This window comes from Burkholderia sp. RF7-non_BP4, assembly GCF_001521935.1.
In the GTDB taxonomy this organism is placed as follows: Bacteria; Pseudomonadota; Gammaproteobacteria; order Burkholderiales; family Burkholderiaceae; genus Burkholderia; species Burkholderia diffusa.
Genome location: NZ_LOTA01000091.1, coordinates 90,374 through 107,260, shown reverse-complemented (window position 1 = coordinate 107,260; position 16,887 = coordinate 90,374). Strand labels below are relative to the sequence as shown.

Annotated in this window: 22 protein-coding genes and 1 tRNA gene; 2 read left to right on the top strand and 21 right to left on the bottom strand. The window is 64.5% G+C overall.

Translation table 11 applies throughout. The features are described from left to right. Positions 1–431 precede the first annotated feature (431 nt). Positions 432–1,232 (top strand): cystine ABC transporter substrate-binding protein, encoded by an 801-nt coding sequence (locus WS49_RS29225; protein ID WP_059535667.1) that lies wholly within the window; start codon positions 432–434, stop codon positions 1,230–1,232. 80 nt (positions 1,233–1,312) lie between these two features. Here WS49_RS29225 and WS49_RS29220 read toward each other — a convergent pair whose 3' ends face one another. From WS49_RS29220 to WS49_RS29185, 8 genes are all read right to left on the bottom strand, one after another. Beyond that, the gene (locus WS49_RS29220) at positions 1,313–1,516 is read right to left on the bottom strand and encodes a hypothetical protein (RefSeq protein ID WP_059535665.1); all 204 of its coding nucleotides are present in this window, start codon (positions 1,514–1,516) and stop codon (positions 1,313–1,315) included. 575 nt (positions 1,517–2,091) lie between these two features. Further along, positions 2,092–2,167, bottom strand: a tRNA-Thr gene (locus tag WS49_RS29215). Positions 2,168–2,186: 19 nt separating this feature from the next. Continuing rightward, positions 2,187–2,708, bottom strand: a complete 522-nt coding sequence (locus WS49_RS29210) for a ClpXP protease specificity-enhancing factor (protein WP_059535664.1) — start codon at positions 2,706–2,708, stop codon at positions 2,187–2,189. 70 nt (positions 2,709–2,778) lie between these two features. Further along, positions 2,779–3,390, bottom strand: a complete 612-nt coding sequence (locus WS49_RS29205) for a glutathione S-transferase N-terminal domain-containing protein (protein WP_006400565.1) — start codon at positions 3,388–3,390, stop codon at positions 2,779–2,781. A 94-nt stretch (positions 3,391–3,484) separates the two neighbouring features. Beyond that, positions 3,485–4,243: a cytochrome c1 gene (locus tag WS49_RS29200; protein ID WP_059535662.1), complete on the bottom strand. Its 759-nt coding sequence runs from the start codon at positions 4,241–4,243 to the stop codon at positions 3,485–3,487. A 21-nt stretch (positions 4,244–4,264) separates the two neighbouring features. Further along, the gene (locus WS49_RS29195) at positions 4,265–5,647 is read right to left on the bottom strand and encodes a cytochrome b (protein WP_059535660.1); all 1,383 of its coding nucleotides are present in this window, start codon (positions 5,645–5,647) and stop codon (positions 4,265–4,267) included. Continuing rightward, complete coding sequence (gene petA, locus WS49_RS29190; protein WP_059535658.1) at positions 5,647–6,267, bottom strand: ubiquinol-cytochrome c reductase iron-sulfur subunit; 621 nt, start codon at positions 6,265–6,267, stop codon at positions 5,647–5,649. The genes WS49_RS29195 and petA overlap by 1 nt, the downstream gene beginning before the upstream one ends. Before the next feature lie 218 nt (positions 6,268–6,485). After that, positions 6,486–7,232: a Nif3-like dinuclear metal center hexameric protein gene (locus WS49_RS29185; protein WP_059535656.1), complete on the bottom strand. Its 747-nt coding sequence runs from the start codon at positions 7,230–7,232 to the stop codon at positions 6,486–6,488. 21 nt (positions 7,233–7,253) lie between these two features. Here WS49_RS29185 and WS49_RS29180 point away from each other — a divergent pair, with 21 nt between their 5' ends. Then, positions 7,254–8,459: a Do family serine endopeptidase gene (locus tag WS49_RS29180; RefSeq protein ID WP_059535654.1), complete on the top strand. Its 1,206-nt coding sequence runs from the start codon at positions 7,254–7,256 to the stop codon at positions 8,457–8,459. Between the two features lie 226 nt (positions 8,460–8,685). Here the strand turns inward: WS49_RS29180 and tatC are convergent, their stop codons facing one another. From tatC to hisC, 13 genes are all read right to left on the bottom strand, one after another. After that, the gene (tatC, locus tag WS49_RS29175) at positions 8,686–9,468 is read right to left on the bottom strand and encodes a twin-arginine translocase subunit TatC (RefSeq protein ID WP_059535652.1); all 783 of its coding nucleotides are present in this window, start codon (positions 9,466–9,468) and stop codon (positions 8,686–8,688) included. Positions 9,469–9,509: 41 nt separating this feature from the next. Further along, positions 9,510–10,040 carry a Sec-independent protein translocase protein TatB gene (gene tatB / locus WS49_RS29170; protein ID WP_059535650.1) on the bottom strand — a complete coding sequence of 177 codons (531 nt, stop codon included), beginning with the start codon at positions 10,038–10,040 and terminating at the stop codon, positions 9,510–9,512. A gap of 26 nt (positions 10,041–10,066) precedes the next feature. Continuing rightward, positions 10,067–10,297 carry a Sec-independent protein translocase subunit TatA gene (gene tatA, locus WS49_RS29165; RefSeq protein ID WP_034183658.1) on the bottom strand — a complete coding sequence of 77 codons (231 nt, stop codon included), beginning with the start codon at positions 10,295–10,297 and terminating at the stop codon, positions 10,067–10,069. A gap of 93 nt (positions 10,298–10,390) precedes the next feature. Then, positions 10,391–10,756, bottom strand: a complete 366-nt coding sequence (locus WS49_RS29160; RefSeq protein WP_044845951.1) for a histidine triad nucleotide-binding protein — start codon at positions 10,754–10,756, stop codon at positions 10,391–10,393. 29 nt (positions 10,757–10,785) lie between these two features. Continuing rightward, positions 10,786–11,178 carry a DUF4870 family protein gene (locus tag WS49_RS29155; RefSeq protein ID WP_059449807.1) on the bottom strand — a complete coding sequence of 131 codons (393 nt, stop codon included), beginning with the start codon at positions 11,176–11,178 and terminating at the stop codon, positions 10,786–10,788. Between the two features lie 71 nt (positions 11,179–11,249). Next, positions 11,250–11,615 carry a phosphoribosyl-ATP diphosphatase gene (locus WS49_RS29150; protein ID WP_059535648.1) on the bottom strand — a complete coding sequence of 122 codons (366 nt, stop codon included), beginning with the start codon at positions 11,613–11,615 and terminating at the stop codon, positions 11,250–11,252. Next, positions 11,612–12,028, bottom strand: a complete 417-nt coding sequence (hisI, locus tag WS49_RS29145; RefSeq protein ID WP_059535647.1) for a phosphoribosyl-AMP cyclohydrolase — start codon at positions 12,026–12,028, stop codon at positions 11,612–11,614. The genes WS49_RS29150 and hisI overlap by 4 nt, the downstream gene beginning before the upstream one ends. Then, on the bottom strand, positions 12,028–12,801 hold the full coding sequence (hisF, locus tag WS49_RS29140; RefSeq protein WP_059535646.1) for an imidazole glycerol phosphate synthase subunit HisF: 774 nt from the start codon (positions 12,799–12,801) through the stop codon (positions 12,028–12,030). The genes hisI and hisF overlap by 1 nt, the downstream gene beginning before the upstream one ends. A 106-nt stretch (positions 12,802–12,907) precedes the next feature. After that, positions 12,908–13,663 carry a 1-(5-phosphoribosyl)-5-[(5-phosphoribosylamino)methylideneamino]imidazole-4-carboxamide isomerase gene (hisA, locus tag WS49_RS29135; RefSeq protein WP_059535644.1) on the bottom strand — a complete coding sequence of 252 codons (756 nt, stop codon included), beginning with the start codon at positions 13,661–13,663 and terminating at the stop codon, positions 12,908–12,910. 175 nt (positions 13,664–13,838) lie between these two features. After that, positions 13,839–14,480 (bottom strand): imidazole glycerol phosphate synthase subunit HisH, encoded by a 642-nt coding sequence (hisH, locus tag WS49_RS29130; RefSeq protein WP_059535642.1) that lies wholly within the window; start codon positions 14,478–14,480, stop codon positions 13,839–13,841. After that, positions 14,477–15,097 carry a MarC family protein gene (locus tag WS49_RS29125; protein WP_059535640.1) on the bottom strand — a complete coding sequence of 207 codons (621 nt, stop codon included), beginning with the start codon at positions 15,095–15,097 and terminating at the stop codon, positions 14,477–14,479. The genes hisH and WS49_RS29125 overlap by 4 nt, the downstream gene beginning before the upstream one ends. Positions 15,098–15,159: 62 nt before the next feature. Next, complete coding sequence (gene hisB / locus WS49_RS29120; protein ID WP_006751804.1) at positions 15,160–15,747, bottom strand: imidazoleglycerol-phosphate dehydratase HisB; 588 nt, start codon at positions 15,745–15,747, stop codon at positions 15,160–15,162. A gap of 65 nt (positions 15,748–15,812) precedes the next feature. After that, the gene (gene hisC / locus WS49_RS29115) at positions 15,813–16,886 is read right to left on the bottom strand and encodes a histidinol-phosphate transaminase (protein WP_059535638.1); all 1,074 of its coding nucleotides are present in this window, start codon (positions 16,884–16,886) and stop codon (positions 15,813–15,815) included. Position 16,887 lies beyond the last annotated feature (1 nt).

Sequence of the window (16,887 nt, the reverse complement as noted above, 5' to 3'; positions counted from 1 at the left end):
GCACGTTGGCGCCCAATGGCGTATCGAGCTTCAGCAGCCGGTCCTGCTGAAGCAACCCGCCGCGCAATGCGGCAACAGTGTTCTGCATGTTCATGGCAACGGCCTTTTCTTCTTTTGACGCGCCCTCGGATGGCGCGTTATGCGATTTCGCTCGCGCGATTTTACAGACAAATTACTGCGAGTCTCCAAAAATGGAACTGATTTAAAAGAGTTTTTCAAGCGTCCTCCGAGCGGCCCGGGCGAACCGTTCGAACGCTTGGCCGACGCTGTACGGTTCGCCCACGGCCAGAGGAAATCGATTGCAATCAGGGCCAATTCGACTTCCGGCGCGGCCCGGTTGCGAGTAGTGTCTACGTGCCCGTATTCCGGCCCAGTCCGGGCACGACCGATGCCCGGCGCTCGATTACCACACTGAACACTGGAGATCTGCGATGAAACGTTCGAAGTTCCTGCTGTCGGGCCTGCTGCTCGCGTCGGCCCTCGGTTTCACGGCCGTTGCCGCGCATGCGGAAGACCTGCTCGACTCGGTAAAGAAAGCCGGCGTGCTGCGCGTCGGCCTCGAAGGCACGTATCCGCCGTTCAACTCGCGCGGCACGTCGGGGCAGCTCGAGGGCTTCGACGTCGATGTCGCCAATGCCGTCGCCGGCAAGCTCGGCGTGAAGACGCAATTCGTCCCGACCGAATGGAGCGGGATCATCGCGGGGCTGCAGGCCGGCAAGTTCGACGTGATCGTCAATCAGGTCACGATCACGCCGCAGCGCAAGGAAGTGCTCGACTTCAGCGAGCCGTACACGTATTCGGCCGCGCAGCTGATTCAGCGCAAGGACGACACGCGCAACTTCAAGTCGCTCGAGGATTTCAAGGGCAAGAAGCTCGGCGTGACGCTCGGCACCAACTACGACCAGATGGCGCGCAGCGTGCCGGGCATCGAGGTGCAGACGTATCCCGGCGCGCCGGAAAAGCTGCGTGACCTCGCCGCGGGCCGGATCGAGGCGACGCTCGACGACCGCCTGATGCTGCCGTACATGATCAAGACGTCGAACCTGCCGCTGCGCTCGGGCGCGGTGCTGAACGGCGGCAAGCAGGAGATGGCGATCCCGTTCCGCAAGGGCAATCCGAAATTCGAGAAGGCGATCAACGATGCGCTGGAGTCGCTGCGCAAGGACGGCTCGTTGAAGAAGATCTCGATGCACTGGTTCGGCAGCGACGTGACGGTGCCGGTCGCGCAGTAAGCGGTTCGCCGCGCTTGCGTTGCGTCACGTCCTTCGCTGCGGCGAAGGCGTGACGCCATCTGCATGACGCTTCCCCTTTCTCAAGCCGCTTCGTCGAAGCGCGCAAGCAGCATCTGGCCGATCGGCGTGAGCGCCGGACGCGCCGCCACCGCATTCACACGCACCTGCGTATCGTCGACCAGCCGCTTTTCGACGAGCACGGCGAACGCCGGGTTGGACGGGTCGACGCTGTCCGGTGCGCGGGCAATGCGCAGCAGCATCGAGAATTCGTGCGGACTCAGCATGGTCCTTGTCTCCTGATCGTCCGCGATCCGGTTCGAACCGGCGTCGATCCTGTCTTTTGATGAAATGGCCCGAAGGCATGGGGATGCGGAAATGCGCGGCCGTTTACGACGAGGGCACGTCGTCGCGAGGAGGCAGGCGCTCCCTGAGCGGGGCGATGTCATCGGATCCGCTGGATGCATACGTCACGGCCGGGACGTGCAACGTTATTGGGGCATCGTGACGTGGCCGTGACAGTTAAGGAGCGGGGCATCTGGCCGACCGATGCCGACGACCGCGCTCATCGTCGGCGGCGCGTTGCTCGTTTGCAGGCAGTGCCTGAAAGATTGGCTGCGGCGCAACGGCATCGCTTAGAGCGGCATTGCAACCGAGGGAATGCGCCGCTCCTGACAAGAGGCGTCGCGGGCCGGCCAGGAAATGTACGGCACCGAATCGAGAAGGAAATCCCGCGTGCTCGCGTCCGCACATGCAATACGCTGAAGCGGCTTTGCCGCGCGCCCCGCGTCGGGTTTATCGGTTCGCGGCGCAGAAACGACGAAGGGCCGGGAGAAAAAATCTCCCGGCCCTTCGTTCAATTTGGTGCCGGCTGCAGGACTCGAACCCGCCACCTGATGATTACAAATCAACTGCTCTACCAGATGAGCTAAGCCGGCGTAAGCGCGAGATTCTACCTCATTTCACGATCTTGAGGCGAGGTCTGCTGCCGCCTTTCGAACCATCGCCGTCGGTTTTCGGCGGTTCATCGGCACCCTCGGACGGCTCTTCGTTCGCGCCGTGATCGGCAACCGGCGTCAGCACCGCAGGCGACTCGTCGCGTCGCGCGTCGTCGATCTGCTCGGCATCGTCCTCGAACGCGCCCGAATCCTCGCCTTCGCCCGCCACCGCATCGACCTGGAACGCCATCCCCTGCCCGTTCTCCCGCGCGTAAATCGCGAGCACGTTGGCCACCGGAATCTCGATCTTGTGCGCCTTCCCGGAGAACCGGGCGGTGAACTCGATCCACTCGTTACCCATCTGCAGCTGGCTCGTCGCCTCGAAGCTGATGTTGAGCACGATCTCGCCGTCACGCACGAACTGACGCGGCACGCGCGTCGAGTTGTCGACCCTCACCGCGATATGCGGCGTGTAACCGTTATCGGTGCACCACTCGTACAGCGCGCGCAGCAGATAAGGTTTCGTTGAAATCTCTTGCATCACAATCCTCGAACCCGGAGCAGGCACGCGGCACGCCGCGCGCCCGCTCCGTCATGCACTCATTGCACCATCAACGACGCATGACCTTTTCGGACGGCGTCAGTGCTTCGATATAGGCCGGACGGCTGAAGATCCGCTCGGCGTACTTCATCAGCGGCGCGGCATTCTTCGACAGCTCGATACCGTAGTGATCCAGACGCCACAAGAGCGGCGCGATCGCGACGTCGAGCATCGAGAACTCCTCGCCGAGCATGTACTTGTTCTTCACGAAGATCGGCGCGAGCTGCGTCAGGCGATCGCGGATCGCGAGGCGTGCCTTCTCGTGGTTCTTCTCCGCTGCCTTGCCCTTTTCGTTCTCGAGCGTGCTGACGTGAACGAACAGCTCCTTCTCGAAGTTGAGCAGGAACAGGCGTGCACGTGCGCGCTGCACCGGGTCGGCCGGCATCAGTTGCGGGTGCGGGAAGCGCTCGTCGATGTATTCGTTGATGATGTTCGATTCGTACAGAATCAGGTCGCGCTCGACCAGAATCGGCACCTGACCGTACGGGTTCATGACCGAGATGTCTTCCGGCTTGTTGAACAGGTCGACGTCACGGATCTCGAAATCCATGCCCTTCTCGAACAGCACCAGCCGGCAACGCTGGGAGAACGGGCAAGTTGTGCCGGAATACAGAACCATCATATTTGCGTTTCCTCAAAAAAGCCGAGGGCCGGCACGCGGCGCAACCCCTTTCACGGGTTCCGCCTTGCGCCGGCCCCACGCCGGTCAGGCGTGTTTACTTGATATCTTTCCAGTACGCGGCATTGAGCCGCCAGGCCAGGAAAGTCAGGACACCGAGAAAGACCAGCACCCACACGCCGAGGCGCTTGCGGGTCTGCTGGGCCGGCTCGGACATCCATGTCATATAGGCCACCAGGTCGGCCACCGCAGCATCATAGTCCGGCGACGACAACGTCCCCGGCGTGACCTGCTGGAAGCCGACGAGCGTGTGGACCTTCTCGCCCGTCTCCTCGTCCGTCTTGTCTTCGAATTTGGCAGTGCGCTGCCCCTGCAGTTGCCACAATACATGGGGCATGCCGACGTTCTCGAACACCGCGTTGTTCCAGCCGCTCGGCCGCGTATCGTCGCGGTAGAAACTCCGCAGGTACGTGTAGAGCCAGTCGCGGCCGCGCGCCCGCTCCTCGACCGACAGGTCGGGCGGCGAGGTGCCGAGCCAGTTCTTCGCGTCTTCGGGCCGCATCGCGACGGACATCGTGTTCCCGACCTTGTCGGTCGTGAACAGGAGATTCGTTTCGATCTCCTTCTGGGATATGCCCAGATCCGTCAGACGGTTGTAGCGCATCAGGTTCGCGCTGTGGCAGTTCAGGCAATAGTTTACAAACAATTGCGCGCCGTGCTGAAGCGAAACAAGATTTTCCGTGTTATCGGGCGCCCGGTCGAGCGGAAAATTACCTTCCGCGCGCACGGCCGGCGCCGCCAGCAGCGCCACGGCCGTCGCCCCGATCAGCGCGAGCGTCGAAAGCAGTTTCTTCATGTCGTTCTCTCCTCGCTCACGTTAATGGGGCTTGAAGCGCACCCGTTCCGGCGGCTGCTTGAACGTGCCAAGCGGCGTCCAGACGGGCATGCCGAGGAAGAACGCGAAGTAGATCAGCGCGCAACCCTGCGCAATCAGCGTCGCGACCGGCGATGGCGGCCGTGTGCCGAGGAACGCGAGGATCAGGAACGCCGCGACGAAGATCCCGAGGAACACCTTGTGGAACAGCGGCCGGTAGCGGATCGACTTCACCGGGCTGCGGTCGAGCCACGGCAGGAAGAACAGCGTGATCACCGCGGAACCCATCACAACGACACCCCAGAACTTCGATTCCGTCAGGAACATGAACACGACGATCGCGGCGGCCAGCACCGGCAGGCCGACCTTCCACTTGCCGCGCGCGCGGATCAGCGCGAGCACGCCGAGCAGCGCGATCACGACCATCAGCACGATCTTGAACGGGTCGGTGGTGGCGCGCAGCATCGCGTAGAACGCGGTGAAGTACCAGACCGGCGCGATCTCCGGCGGCGTCTGCAGCGGGTTCGCCGGGACGAAGTTGTTCGACTCGAGGAAGTACCCGCCCATCTCCGGCGAGAAGAACACGATCAGCGCGAACACCATCAGGAACACGCAGACACCGAAGAAATCGTGCACTGAGTAGTACGGATGGAACGGGATGCCGTCGAGCGGAATGCCGTTCGCGTCCTTCTTCGCCTTGATCTCGATGCCGTCCGGGTTATTCGACCCGACTTCGTGCAGCGCGACGAGGTGCGCGATCACGAGGCCGACCAGCACGAGCGGAATCGCGATCACGTGGAACGCGAAGAAGCGGTTCAGCGTGACGTCGGACACGACGTAGTCGCCGCGGATCCACAACGACAGGTCCGGGCCGACGAACGGGATCGCCGAGAACAGGTTCACGATCACCTGCGCGCCCCAGAACGACATCTGGCCCCACGGCAGCAGGTAGCCGAAGAACGCCTCGGCCATCAAGCAGAGGAAGATCGCACAACCGAAGATCCACACCAGCTCGCGCGGCTTGCGGTACGACCCGTACATCAGCCCGCGGAACATGTGCAGATATACGACGACGAAGAACATCGATGCACCGGTCGAGTGCATGTAGCGGATCAGCCAGCCCCACGGCACCTCGCGCATGATGTACTCGACCGACGCGAACGCGAGCATCGAGTCGGGCTTGTAGTTCATCGTCAGGAAGATGCCCGTGACGATCTGGTTGACGAGCACGAGCAGCGCGAGGGAGCCGAAGAAGTACCAGAAGTTGAAGTTCTTCGGCGCGTAGTACTCGGAAACGTGCTTCTTCCAGGTGGACGTGAGCGGGAAGCGCTGGTCGATCCAGCCGGTGACACCTGTCGTGGAGACTTCTTTGTTGTCGGCAGCCATCACGCTTCTCCTTTCTCGTCCTTGCCGATCACGAGGGTCGTCGCCGACGTGAACATGTAGGGCGGGATGTCGAGATTCTGAGGCGCCGGCTTGTTCTTGAACACGCGGCCGGCGAGGTCGTAGGTCGAACCGTGGCACGGGCACAGGAAGCCGCCCGGCCAGTCGTCCGGCAGGTTCGGCTGCGGCCCCGGCGTGAAGCGTTGGCTAGGCGTGCAGCCGAGGTGCGTACACACGGCCATCACGACGAGAATGTTCTTGCGATCGGCCCGCGAGCGATATTCGTTCGCGCAATACGCGGGCAGCGGCATCGTATAGGGTTTGTCGGAGGTCGGATCGGCCACTTCCTTGTCGGCCTTGACGACGTCGGCCAGCATGGCGTCGGTACGGTTCAGGATCCAGACCGGCTTGCCGCGCCACGGAACGGTGACCATCTCGCCGGGCTTCAGGCCGCTGATGTCGACCTCGACCGGAGCGCCGGCCGCTTTCGCTTTCGCGGACGGCGCAAGCGACGCCGCGAAAGGTATGACGGTGGCTACGCCTCCCACGCCACCTGCTACGGATGTCGCAATCAGCCAGGTACGGCGGCCGCTGTCGACGCGTTTTTCTTCCTTGTCTCGCATCACACGCCCCACTTCTGAGTTGGATTTTCCGTCACGACTTTTCATTCCGCCGCTAGTTTGCGCGAATGGAGTCGCCATTTACAAGGCCCGGAGATGAAAATCCCTTCGAAGTAGTTGATAGTTAAGGGTTTTCCCTCACTATCGGAGCGATTAAATCATTTCGCTTTTAAGCGTTCGCTACATTACGAAATTTCGATGCGCTGCCGCAAATCCGTCGTTCAGACCGGATTATGAATATCGATAAAAAGGTGTTCGATATCGAATTCTTCGGACAAGTGGGCGCCAAGCGCCTGGATTCCGTAGCGTTCGGTCGCATGGTGCCCCGCCGCAACGAACGCGACGCCGCTCTCGGCCGACGCGTGCGTGACGGATTCCGACACTTCGCCGGTCAGGAACACGTCGGCGCCGGCGTCGATCGCGGCATCGAAATAGCTCTGCGCGGCGCCCGTGCACCACGCGATGCGGCGCAGTTGCATCTCCGGATCGCCGAGCACGAGCGGCGTGCGGCCGAGCGTGCGCTCGACCTTCGCGACGAAGTGCTCGAGCGTGACGGGCATCGGCAGCGTGGCCATCCAGCCAAGATCGCCGTCGCCGAAACGCTGCTCGCCGATCAACCCGAGCTTCTCGCCGAGTTGCGCGTTGTTGCCGAACTCGGGATGCGCGTCGAGCGGCAGGTGGAACGCGAACAGGTTCAGGTCGTTCGCGAGCAGCAGCTTCAGGCGCCGGTATTTGCGGCCCGTGATCTGCGGCGCCTCGTTGCGCCAGAAATAGCCGTGATGGACGAGCACCGCATCCGCCCCCCATTCGAGCGCGGCCTCGAGGAACGCGACCGACGCCGTCACGCCGGTGGCGATCTTCTCGATCTTGCGACGCCCCTCGACCTGAAGGCCATTCGGGCAATAGTCCTTGAAGCGCGCGGTTTCAAGGGTATTGTTCAAGTACAATTCGAGTTCGATCCGATCCATATAAACCTCTAATCCATTCAGATGCTTAGACGCTTCTGGCTGTTCTTCGCGCAGGCGGTGACCGTACTGCTCGCGCTGATGTTCATCGTCGTGACGCTCAAGCCGCAATGGCTGCAACGGCAAGGACAGCTCGGCAAGCAGCTCGCCACGCCGATCGTCGCGCTGCGGGAAGTCGCGCCGGGCATCGGCGGTGCACCGGCGACCACGTCGTACGCGGAGGCCGCGCAAAAGGCGATGCCCGCCGTCGTCAACGTCTTCTCCAGCAAGGATGGCTCGCTGCCGCCCGATCCGCGCGCGAAGGATCCGCTGTTCCGCTACTTCTTCGGCGACCGCAACGCCCGCAAGCAGCAGGACGAACCTGCCGCCAACCTCGGCTCCGGCGTTATCGTGAGCCCTGAAGGTTACATTCTAACGAACCAGCACGTCGTGGACGGCGCCGACCAGATCGAAGTCGCGCTCGCCGACGGCCGCACCGGCACCGCGAAGGTGATCGGCAGCGACCCGGAAACCGATCTCGCCGTGCTGAAGATCAACATGACGAACCTGCCGACGATCACGCTCGGCCGTTCCGACCAGTCGCGGGTCGGCGACGTCGTGCTCGCGATCGGCAACCCGTTCGGCGTCGGCCAGACGGTCACGATGGGGATCATCAGCGCGCTCGGCCGCAATCACCTCGGCATCAACACGTTCGAGAACTTCATCCAGACTGACGCGCCGATCAACCCCGGCAACTCGGGCGGCGCACTCGTCGACGTGAACGGCAACCTGCTCGGCATCAACACGGCGATCTACTCGCGCTCGGGCGGCTCGCTCGGCATCGGTTTCGCGATCCCCGTGTCGACCGCGCGCACCGTGCTCGAAAGCATCATCACGACGGGCTCGGTCACGCGCGGCTGGATCGGCGTCGAGCCGCAGGACGTCACGCCGGAAATCGCCGAGTCGTTCGGGCTCCAGCAGAAGTCGGGCGCGATCGTCGCGGGCGTGCTGCAGGGCGGCCCGGCCGACAAGGCCGGCATCAAGCCGGGCGACATCCTCGTGAGCGTGAACGGCGACGACATCACCGACACGACGAAGTTGCTAAACACCGTCGCGCAGATCAAGCCGGGCACGCCGACCAAGGTGCACGTCGTGCGAAAGGGCAAGGAGTTCGACGTGAGCGTGGTGATCGGCAAGCGCCCGCCACCGCCGAAACAGACGCTCGACGAACAGGACAGCGACAGCGAGTGACATCCGGCGGGCGGCGTATCGACGCCGCTTGCCGGTCAACGATGGAAATGCAAAAGGGCAGCCTGATCGGCTGCCCTTTTGCTTTGCTTCGACGATCCTTCGTCGCGGTGACGGAGCTGCGGTCGCCCCCGCCACCTGCGCCGCCCGATCGCCCGTCCGGCTTCAACGTCGTCGAAGGGCCGCATCGACGGCGCCCCTCATGCCGGCCGCCGCGTGCCGCGTCTCATCAACTTGCGGTGCCGTTCTCCGCCTCGGGTTCTTCCGTCGGCTTCGGCACGAAGAAGCGCGCGGCCAGCAGCCCGATCTCGAACAGCACGACGAGCGGCAGCGCGAGCATCAGCTGCGAGAACACGTCCGGCGGCGTGACGACCGCCGCGACGACGAACGCGCCGACGATCACGTACGGCCGCATCTCCTTCAGCTTCTTCAGCGTCAGCACGCCCATCCGGACGAGCAGCACGACGACGATCGGCACCTCGAACGTGACCCCGAACGCGATGAACATCCCGAGCACGAAGCTCAGGTAGTTGTCGATGTCGGTCGACATCTCCGCGCCGAGCGGCGCGTTGTAGTGCGCCATCACGCGGAAGATCGTCGGGAACACGAGGAAGTATGCGAACGCCATCCCGCACAGGAACAGGACGTAGCTGCTGCCGACGAGCGGCGCGACGAGCTTCTTCTCGTGCTGGTACAGCCCCGGCGCGACGAACGCCCAGATCTGGTACAGCACGATCGGCAGCGCGATCACGAGCGCGACGAGCATCGTGACCTTCATCGGCACGAAGAACGAGCCGGTGACGTCGGTCACGATCATCCTGCCGCCCTTCGGCAGGTTTTCCATCAGCGGCCGCGCGAGCAGCCGGAAGATGTCGGGCGCCCAGTACACGAGCCCGAGGAACACGACGATCACGGCCAGCCCCGCGCGAATGATGCGATCGCGAAGCTCGACGAGATGGGAAATGAAGGTTTCTTCCGGGGCGTCGCCCGGATTCTGCTGCGGGTCGCTCACACCGGCCCTCGGTAGGATTGACGAGCGAGCATGCGCTCGACTCAGAAGAAGCGCGTCGGCCGGCGCAGGCTGGCCGGCTGATGGCGCGCGACACGCGCGGCGCCCGACTGCACGTGCGTGCGGCGGGTCGTCGCGCGCTTGTACCAGACAGGCGTCGCCGCCTGTTTCACACGCCAGTTGCGACGCTTCGGCGCGAGCGCGGCCGTGCTGCCGCGCCACGACGGCGCCGCGGGCGTGTCGGAGCCGTACGTGCCGGCATCGACCGAGCCTTCGTTAAGGCCGCCGACCGCGGAATTCCACGTGTCGTTCAGTTCCTTCTCGTGCTCGCGCAGGTTGTCGTGAATCGTCGTCTCGACATTGCGCGCGGCCGATTCGAAATCGGTCTTCATCGTCCGCAGCGCGTCGAGTTCGATTTCGCGCGAGACCTCGGCCTTCACGTCGTTGATGTACCGCTGCGCGCGGCCGAACAATGCGCCGGCCGTACGCGCGACGCGCGGCAGGCGCTCGGGGCCGAGCACCACGAGCGCGACGACGCCGATCAGCGCCATTTTCGAAAGACCGAGATCCAGCATCGCGAATGCCTGTCAGCGTGCCGGCGTTACGCCTTGTTCGAATCGGAACGCGTCGTTTCCTTCGCGTTGACGTCGACCGAACCCGAGCGCGGCAGTTGCTGCGCGTCCGCCGGTGTCTCGCCTTCCTTCATGCCGTCCTTGAAACCCTTCACGGCGCTGCCGAGGTCGTTGCCGATGTTGCGCAGCTTCTTCGTACCGAAAACCAGCGCGACGATCAGCAGCACGATCAGCCAGTGCCAAATGCTCAATCCACCCATGATGAAACCTCTCCTCAACCACGCCGCGTCGCGGCGCAAATCGCCGGCGGCACGCCGGCTTCGACTATCGATGCGGGGAAACGCCCCGCCACGTCAACCCATCCGCAACCACGGGCGCGGGCCGGCCAGGATATGCGCGTGCAGGTGGTAGACCTCCTGCCCGCCGCCGGGGCCCGTGTTGATCACCGTGCGAAACCCGGTCTCGCCCCCCGTGTACGCAACGCCGAGCTGGTCGGCCAGACGGGCGACCAGCAGCATCAGCCGGCCGAGCATCGGCGCATCGGCCTCGCTCGCCGCCGACAGCGTCGGCACGTGCCGGCGCGGAATCACGAGCACGTGCGTCTCGGCCGCCGGGCGGATGTCGCGGAACGCGACGAATTCGTCGTCCTCGTGCACCTTCGTGCTCGGAATCTCGCCCGCCGCGATCTTGCAGAACAGGCAATTCGGATCGTGACTCATGTTGCTCCTGCGAAACGCCCGCGCGCCGGTCAGAACCAGGCCTGCGGATCGAGCGTCTTGTTGTCGTTCAGGTACAGCCAACCTTTGATGATACGGTACAGCGTCCAAATCCATGTGACAAACATGACGACGAATCCCACCACCACGAACATCAGCGCGAAGCCGATCACGTAGGCGATCAGCGCGCGCCAGAACGTGCGGATCTGCCACTCGAAATGGTCGGCGTACGGCGTGCCGGCCACGTCGTCGCGCTTAACGTAGTTGATGATGATCGCGATGATCCCGGTGACGCCGCCCGTCAGCCAATGAATCGCGTAGAGGCCGTACAGCACGTGCGTCAGCGTGCGCAGACCTTTCAGTCGCTCGGCGTCCGCTGCGCCCGGCACCGACGGTGTCGGAAACTGGCTCGGCGTATCGGTCATGATGCTACCCCCGTTAGATGACAATTCTTACAGCTTACCGCACTGGCGTCGGCGCGGCAGGCCGCGCGTCGTCACCCGCCGTTTTCCTCGCGCTCGCGACGCTTGCGCAGCGCCTTTTCCTCGATGCCCGACAGCCCTTCGCGGCGCTCGAGTTCGGTGATCACGTCGGCCGGGCTCAGGTCGAAATGCGACAGCATCACGAGGCAGTGGAACCACAGGTCGGCCACCTCGCCGACCAGCGCCGTCGGCGCGCCGCCCTGGCGCACGTCCTTCGCGGCCAGCACGACTTCGGTCGCCTCTTCGCCGATCTTCTTCAACACCGCGTCGTCGCCCTTGTGGAACAGGCGCGATACGTACGATTGTTCGGGGTCGCCGCCCTTGCGGCTATCGATCACGGCCGCGAGGCGCAGCAGCGTGTCTTCGGTCGATTGCGTCATTTGTAGATGTGTTCGGGGTCTTTCAGCACCGGATCGACCGCGACCCAGTCGCCGCTGTCCACAGTGCCTTCGAATTTCTGGAAGAAGCACGAATGCCGGCCGGTGTGGCATGCGATGCCCGACACCTGCTCGACCTTCAGCAGCACGACGTCCTCGTCGCAGTCGAGCCGCACCTCGTGCACGTGCTGCACGTGGCCCGACTCCTCGCCCTTGAACCACAGGCGCTTGCGTGAACGCGAATAATAGACCGCGCGCTGCGTCTCGATCGTCTTCGCCAGCGCCTCGCGGTTCATCCACGCGAACATCAGCACGTCGTTCGTCGACGCTTCCTGCGCGATCACCGGCACGAGGCCGTTGTCGTCCCAGCGGACCTTGTCGAGCCACGCGGGCAGGGATTTCGTTTCCGTCGTCATCACAGCCTCACCGGAATGCCCTGGTCGGCCATGAAGCGCTTCGCCTCGCCGACCGTGTGCTCGCCGTAGTGGAAGATGCTCGCGGCCAGCACTGCGTCGGCGCGGCCGTCCTTGATGCCGTCCGCGAGGTCCTGCAGCGAGCCCACGCCGCCCGACGCGATCACCGGCACCGGCACCGCGTCCGACACGCCGCGCGTGAGCGCGAGGTCGAAGCCGGACTTCGTGCCGTCGCGGTCCATGCTCGTGAGCAGGATTTCGCCCGCGCCGAGCTCGGCCATCTTGCGCGCCCATTCGATCGCGTCGATGCCCGTGCCCTTGCGGCCGCCGTGCGTGAAGACTTCCCAGCGCGGCGCCTCGCCGTCGGCCGACACGCGCTTCGCGTCGATCGCGACGACGATGCACTGCGAGCCGTACTTGTCGGCCGCGTCGCGCACGAGCTGCGGGTTCGCGACCGCCGACGAATTCATGCTGACCTTGTCCGCGCCGGCGTTCAACAGGCGCCGAACGTCCTCGACGGCGCGCACGCCGCCGCCGACGGTCAGCGGAATGAAGACCTGCGACGCGACGGCCTCGATGATCGGCAGGATCAGGTCGCGCTGGTCGGAGGTCGCGGTGATGTCGAGGAACGTCAGTTCGTCGGCGCCCTGGTCGTCGTAGCGGCGGGCGATTTCGACGGGATCGCCGGCATCGCGCAGTTCGACGAAGTTGACGCCCTTGACGACACGCCCGGCGGTCACGTCCAGGCAGGGGATGATGCGTTTAGCTAGAGCCATGATGTTGCGCCAAATGCCGCGATGGGACGGCCGGTTACGGACGCCTCGCGCGAGGCGTCCGGTCGGGGCCGCCTGCTGGCGACCCCGGCGAACGGAACGACCGCGCTCAGGCGTCGTCGAGTTCGCCGTTCAGTTCGTCCGCGCGTTTTTGCGCGGCCGCGAAATCGAGATCGCCGGAGTAGATCGCACGGCCGCAGATCACGCCTTCGACGCCGTGTTCCTCCACTTCGCAGAGGTTCTCGATGTCGGTGAGGTTCGACAGGCCGCCGCTTGCGATCACCGGAATGCCGACCGCCTGGGCGAGCTTCACGGTTGCTTCGATGTTGATGCCCTGCAGCATCCCGTCGCGGCCGATGTCCGTGTAGACGATCGATTCGACGCCGTAGTCCTCGAACTTGCGCGCGAGATCGATCACCTCGTGGCCCGTCAGCTTGCTCCAGCCGTCGGTCGCGACCTTGCCGTCCTTCGCGTCCAGCCCGACGATGATGTTGCCCGCGAACGCGGTGCACGCGTCCTGCAGGAAGCCCGGGTCCTTCACGGCCGCGGTGCCGATGATCACGTAGGAGAGGCCGGCGTCGAGATACTTCTCGATCGTCTCGAGGCTGCGGATGCCGCCGCCGAGCTGCACGGGGATTTCGTCGCCGACTTCGTCGAGGATCGCTTCGATCGCTTCGAGATTCTTCGGCTTGCCGGCGAACGCGCCGTTCAGGTCGACCAGATGCAGCCGCCGGGCGCCGAGATCGACCCACTTGCGGGCCATCGCCGCCGGGTCCTCGGAGAAAATCGTGGCCTGGTCCATATCGCCCTGTTTGAGGCGCACACACTGACCGTCTTTGAGATCGATGGCCGGAATCAGCAACATAGCAATCGGGTGTCGTCGTGGAAAATGAAAAGAATCCGGCGCGCACCGGCCAAACCGGTGCCGCGCCGTCTCGCTAGTTTAGTACAACTCTTTCGGCGCATAGGGCCTGTTCCCGCCAATAGCGGGCTTGCGAACGGGCCTTTCCGGCCCGCCGACTGTGGCACGCACACGACGTTCACGGTTTCCAGTGTACGAAGTTGCGATACAGACGCAACCCGACCTCCGCGCTTTTCTCGGGGTGGAATTGGGTCGCGAAGAGGTTGTCCCGCGCGACCGCGGACGTAAACGGCGCGCCGTATGCCGTTTCGCCGACCGTGTGCGCCGGGTTGTCCGGGCGCACGTAATAGCTGTGCACGAAGTAGAAATACGCGTCGTCGGGCACGCCGTCCCACAGCGGGTGCGGCTGCGACTGGTGCACGCGGTTCCAGCCCATCTGCGGCACCTTGAAGCGCGAGCCGTCGTCCTGCAGCCGGCCGTCGAGCTCGAAGCGCACGACCTTGCCGGGCAACAGGCCCAGACCCTTCGTGTCGCCTTCCGCGCTCCAGTCGAACAGCATCTGCTCGCCGACGCACACGCCCAGCAGCGGCTTCGTGCGCGACGCCTCGATCACCGCTTCCTGCAGCCCCGATTCGCCGAGGCAGCGCATGCAGTCGGGCATCGCGCCCTGGCCGGGCAGCACGACGCGGTCGGCCGCGCGAATCGCGGCCGGCGTATCGACGATCGCCACGTCGGCGGCCGGTTCGGCCTTCTTGAGCGCCTGCGCGACCGACCGCAGGTTGCCCATCCCATAATCCACAATCGCAATCGAAGTTTTCATCTCAGTGCAGGCAGTAGCGCCCTCAGTCCATTGACGATGAATTCCACCGCCAGCGCCGACAGCATCAAACCCATCAGCCGCGTGGCGATGTTGATGCCGGTGCGGCCGATCCAGTTCGCGATCGGCTCGGCAAGCCGCATCGCGAAGAAACACAGCAGAGCCAGGACCGCGCCGATCGCGACGAGCCCGGCTCGCTCATACCAGTGATGCGAGTTCGCCGCATAGATGATCACCGTGCTGATCGAGCCGGGGCCCGTGAGCAGCGGAATCGCCAGCGGCACGACCGCGATGTTGTCCTTCAGCTCGGCCTCGTGGCGCTCCTCCGGCGTCGATCGCGTGTTGCCGATCTGCGCGTTCAGCATGTTGATCGCCATCAGCAACATGATGATGCCGCCGCCCACTTCAAGGGAGCCGACCGAAATGCCGAAGAAGTCGATGATCTGCTGCCCGAGCAGCGTCGTCACCGTCATCACGCAGAACACCGACACCGACGCGATCCGGATCGTGCGGCGCCGCTCGATGTCCGACTGCTGCGCCGTCAGGCTCAGGAAAAACGGCACCGCGCCGATCGGGTTGATCAGCGCCAGCAGCGAAATGAACGATTTGAGCAGATCCATCGCAAGCCGGCGCGCCGCGCCGAAGCCGTGAGGTTGTCGTTGGCGTCCTGTCCGTTCGGAAGTTAGAGGCTGCCCTTCGTCGACGGAATCTGCCCCGCCGCGCGCTCGTCGAGCTCCACCGCCGCACGGAGCGCCCGGCCGAAGGCCTTGAACACCGTTTCGAGCTGATGATGCGCGTTGATGCCGCGCAGGTTGTCGATGTGCAGCGTGACGCCCGCGTGGTTCACGAACCCGCGGAAGAATTCGATGGAGAGATCGACGTCGAACGTGCCGATCCGCGCACGCGTGAACGGCACGTGGAATTCAAGACCGGGCCGGCCCGAGAAGTCGATCACGACGCGCGACAGCGCCTCGTCGAGCGGCACGTACGAATGGCCGTAGCGGCGGATGCCCTTCTTGTCGCCGATCGCCTTCGCGACGGCCTGACCGAGCGTGATGCCGACATCCTCGACCGTGTGGTGGTCGTCGATATGGGTATCGCCATGCGCTTCGACCTCGAGATCGATCAGACCATGTCGCGCGATCTGGTCGAGCATATGGTCGAGAAACGGCACGCCGGTGGCCAGCTTCTGCCGGCCCGTCCCGTCGAGATCGAGCTTCACACGGATCTGCGTTTCGCTGGTATTGCGAACGACTTCCGCCACACGCATGGCAATTCCTTGATTGAGTCTGATGTAAATGGGGATTGATCGTCACGCGCCGCCGCGCCGTGGGCTCAACCGGGCAGTGCGAGTTTCAAAGCAGCCAGCAGGCGCGCGTTTTCGTCGGGAGAACCGACGGTCAGCCGCACGCATTCGGACAGCAACGGATGCATTTTACTCACGTTTTTGACCAGCACCCGCTCCGTGAGCAGCGCATCGAACACGGCGGCTGCGTCCGGCACGCGCACCAGCAGGAAATTGCCGGCGCTCGGGAACACCGTCGTGCCCGGCAGCGCGGCCACGGCCTGCGCGAGGCGCGTGCGTTCCGCACGCAGTTCGGCCGCCTGCGCGTCGAGCACGTCGAGGTGGTCGAGCAGGAAATCGGCGGTTGCCTGGGTCAGCACGTTGATGTTGTACGGCGGGCGCACCTTGTCGAACTCGGTCAGCCACGCCGGCAGTCCGGCGAGATAACCAAGGCGGATCCCCGCGAGGCCGAGCTTCGACACCGTGCGCATCACGACGACGTTGTCGAACTCGGCGGCACGCGGCAGCCACGAGCGCTCCGCGAACGGCTGGTACGCCTCGTCGATCACGATCAGGCTGTGCGGCGCGGCCGCGATGATCCGCTCGACGTCGGCCTCGTCGTACAGCGTGCCGGTCGGGTTGTTCGGGTAAGCGAGGTAGACGAGCGCGGGCCGGTGCTCGGCGATGGCCGCGATCATCGCGTCGGCGTCGAGCGTCAGGTCGGCCTTGAGCGGCACGCCGACGAATTCGAGCTGCGCGAACTTCGCCGACAACTCGTACATCACGAAACCCGGCACCGGTGCGAGCACCTTCGCGCCCGGTTTCGCACACGCCACCGACATCATGCTGATGATTTCGTCCGAGCCGTTGCCGAGCAGCACGTCGCATGCGGCCGGCACGCCCATCGCCCGGCGCAGCTTGTCGAGCAGCGCGCCCGGGCGCGGCGCCGGGTAGCGGTTCAGCGCGACCTGCGCGAGGCGTTCGCCGAGCGCCGCCGCGAGCGGTGCCGGCAGCGAATACGGGTTCTCCATCGCGTCGAGCTTCACGAAGCCGCTCGCGTCGGGCACCGGGTAGCTCGTCATCGCGAGCACGTCGCGGCGGATGATGTCTTGTGGCGTCGTCATG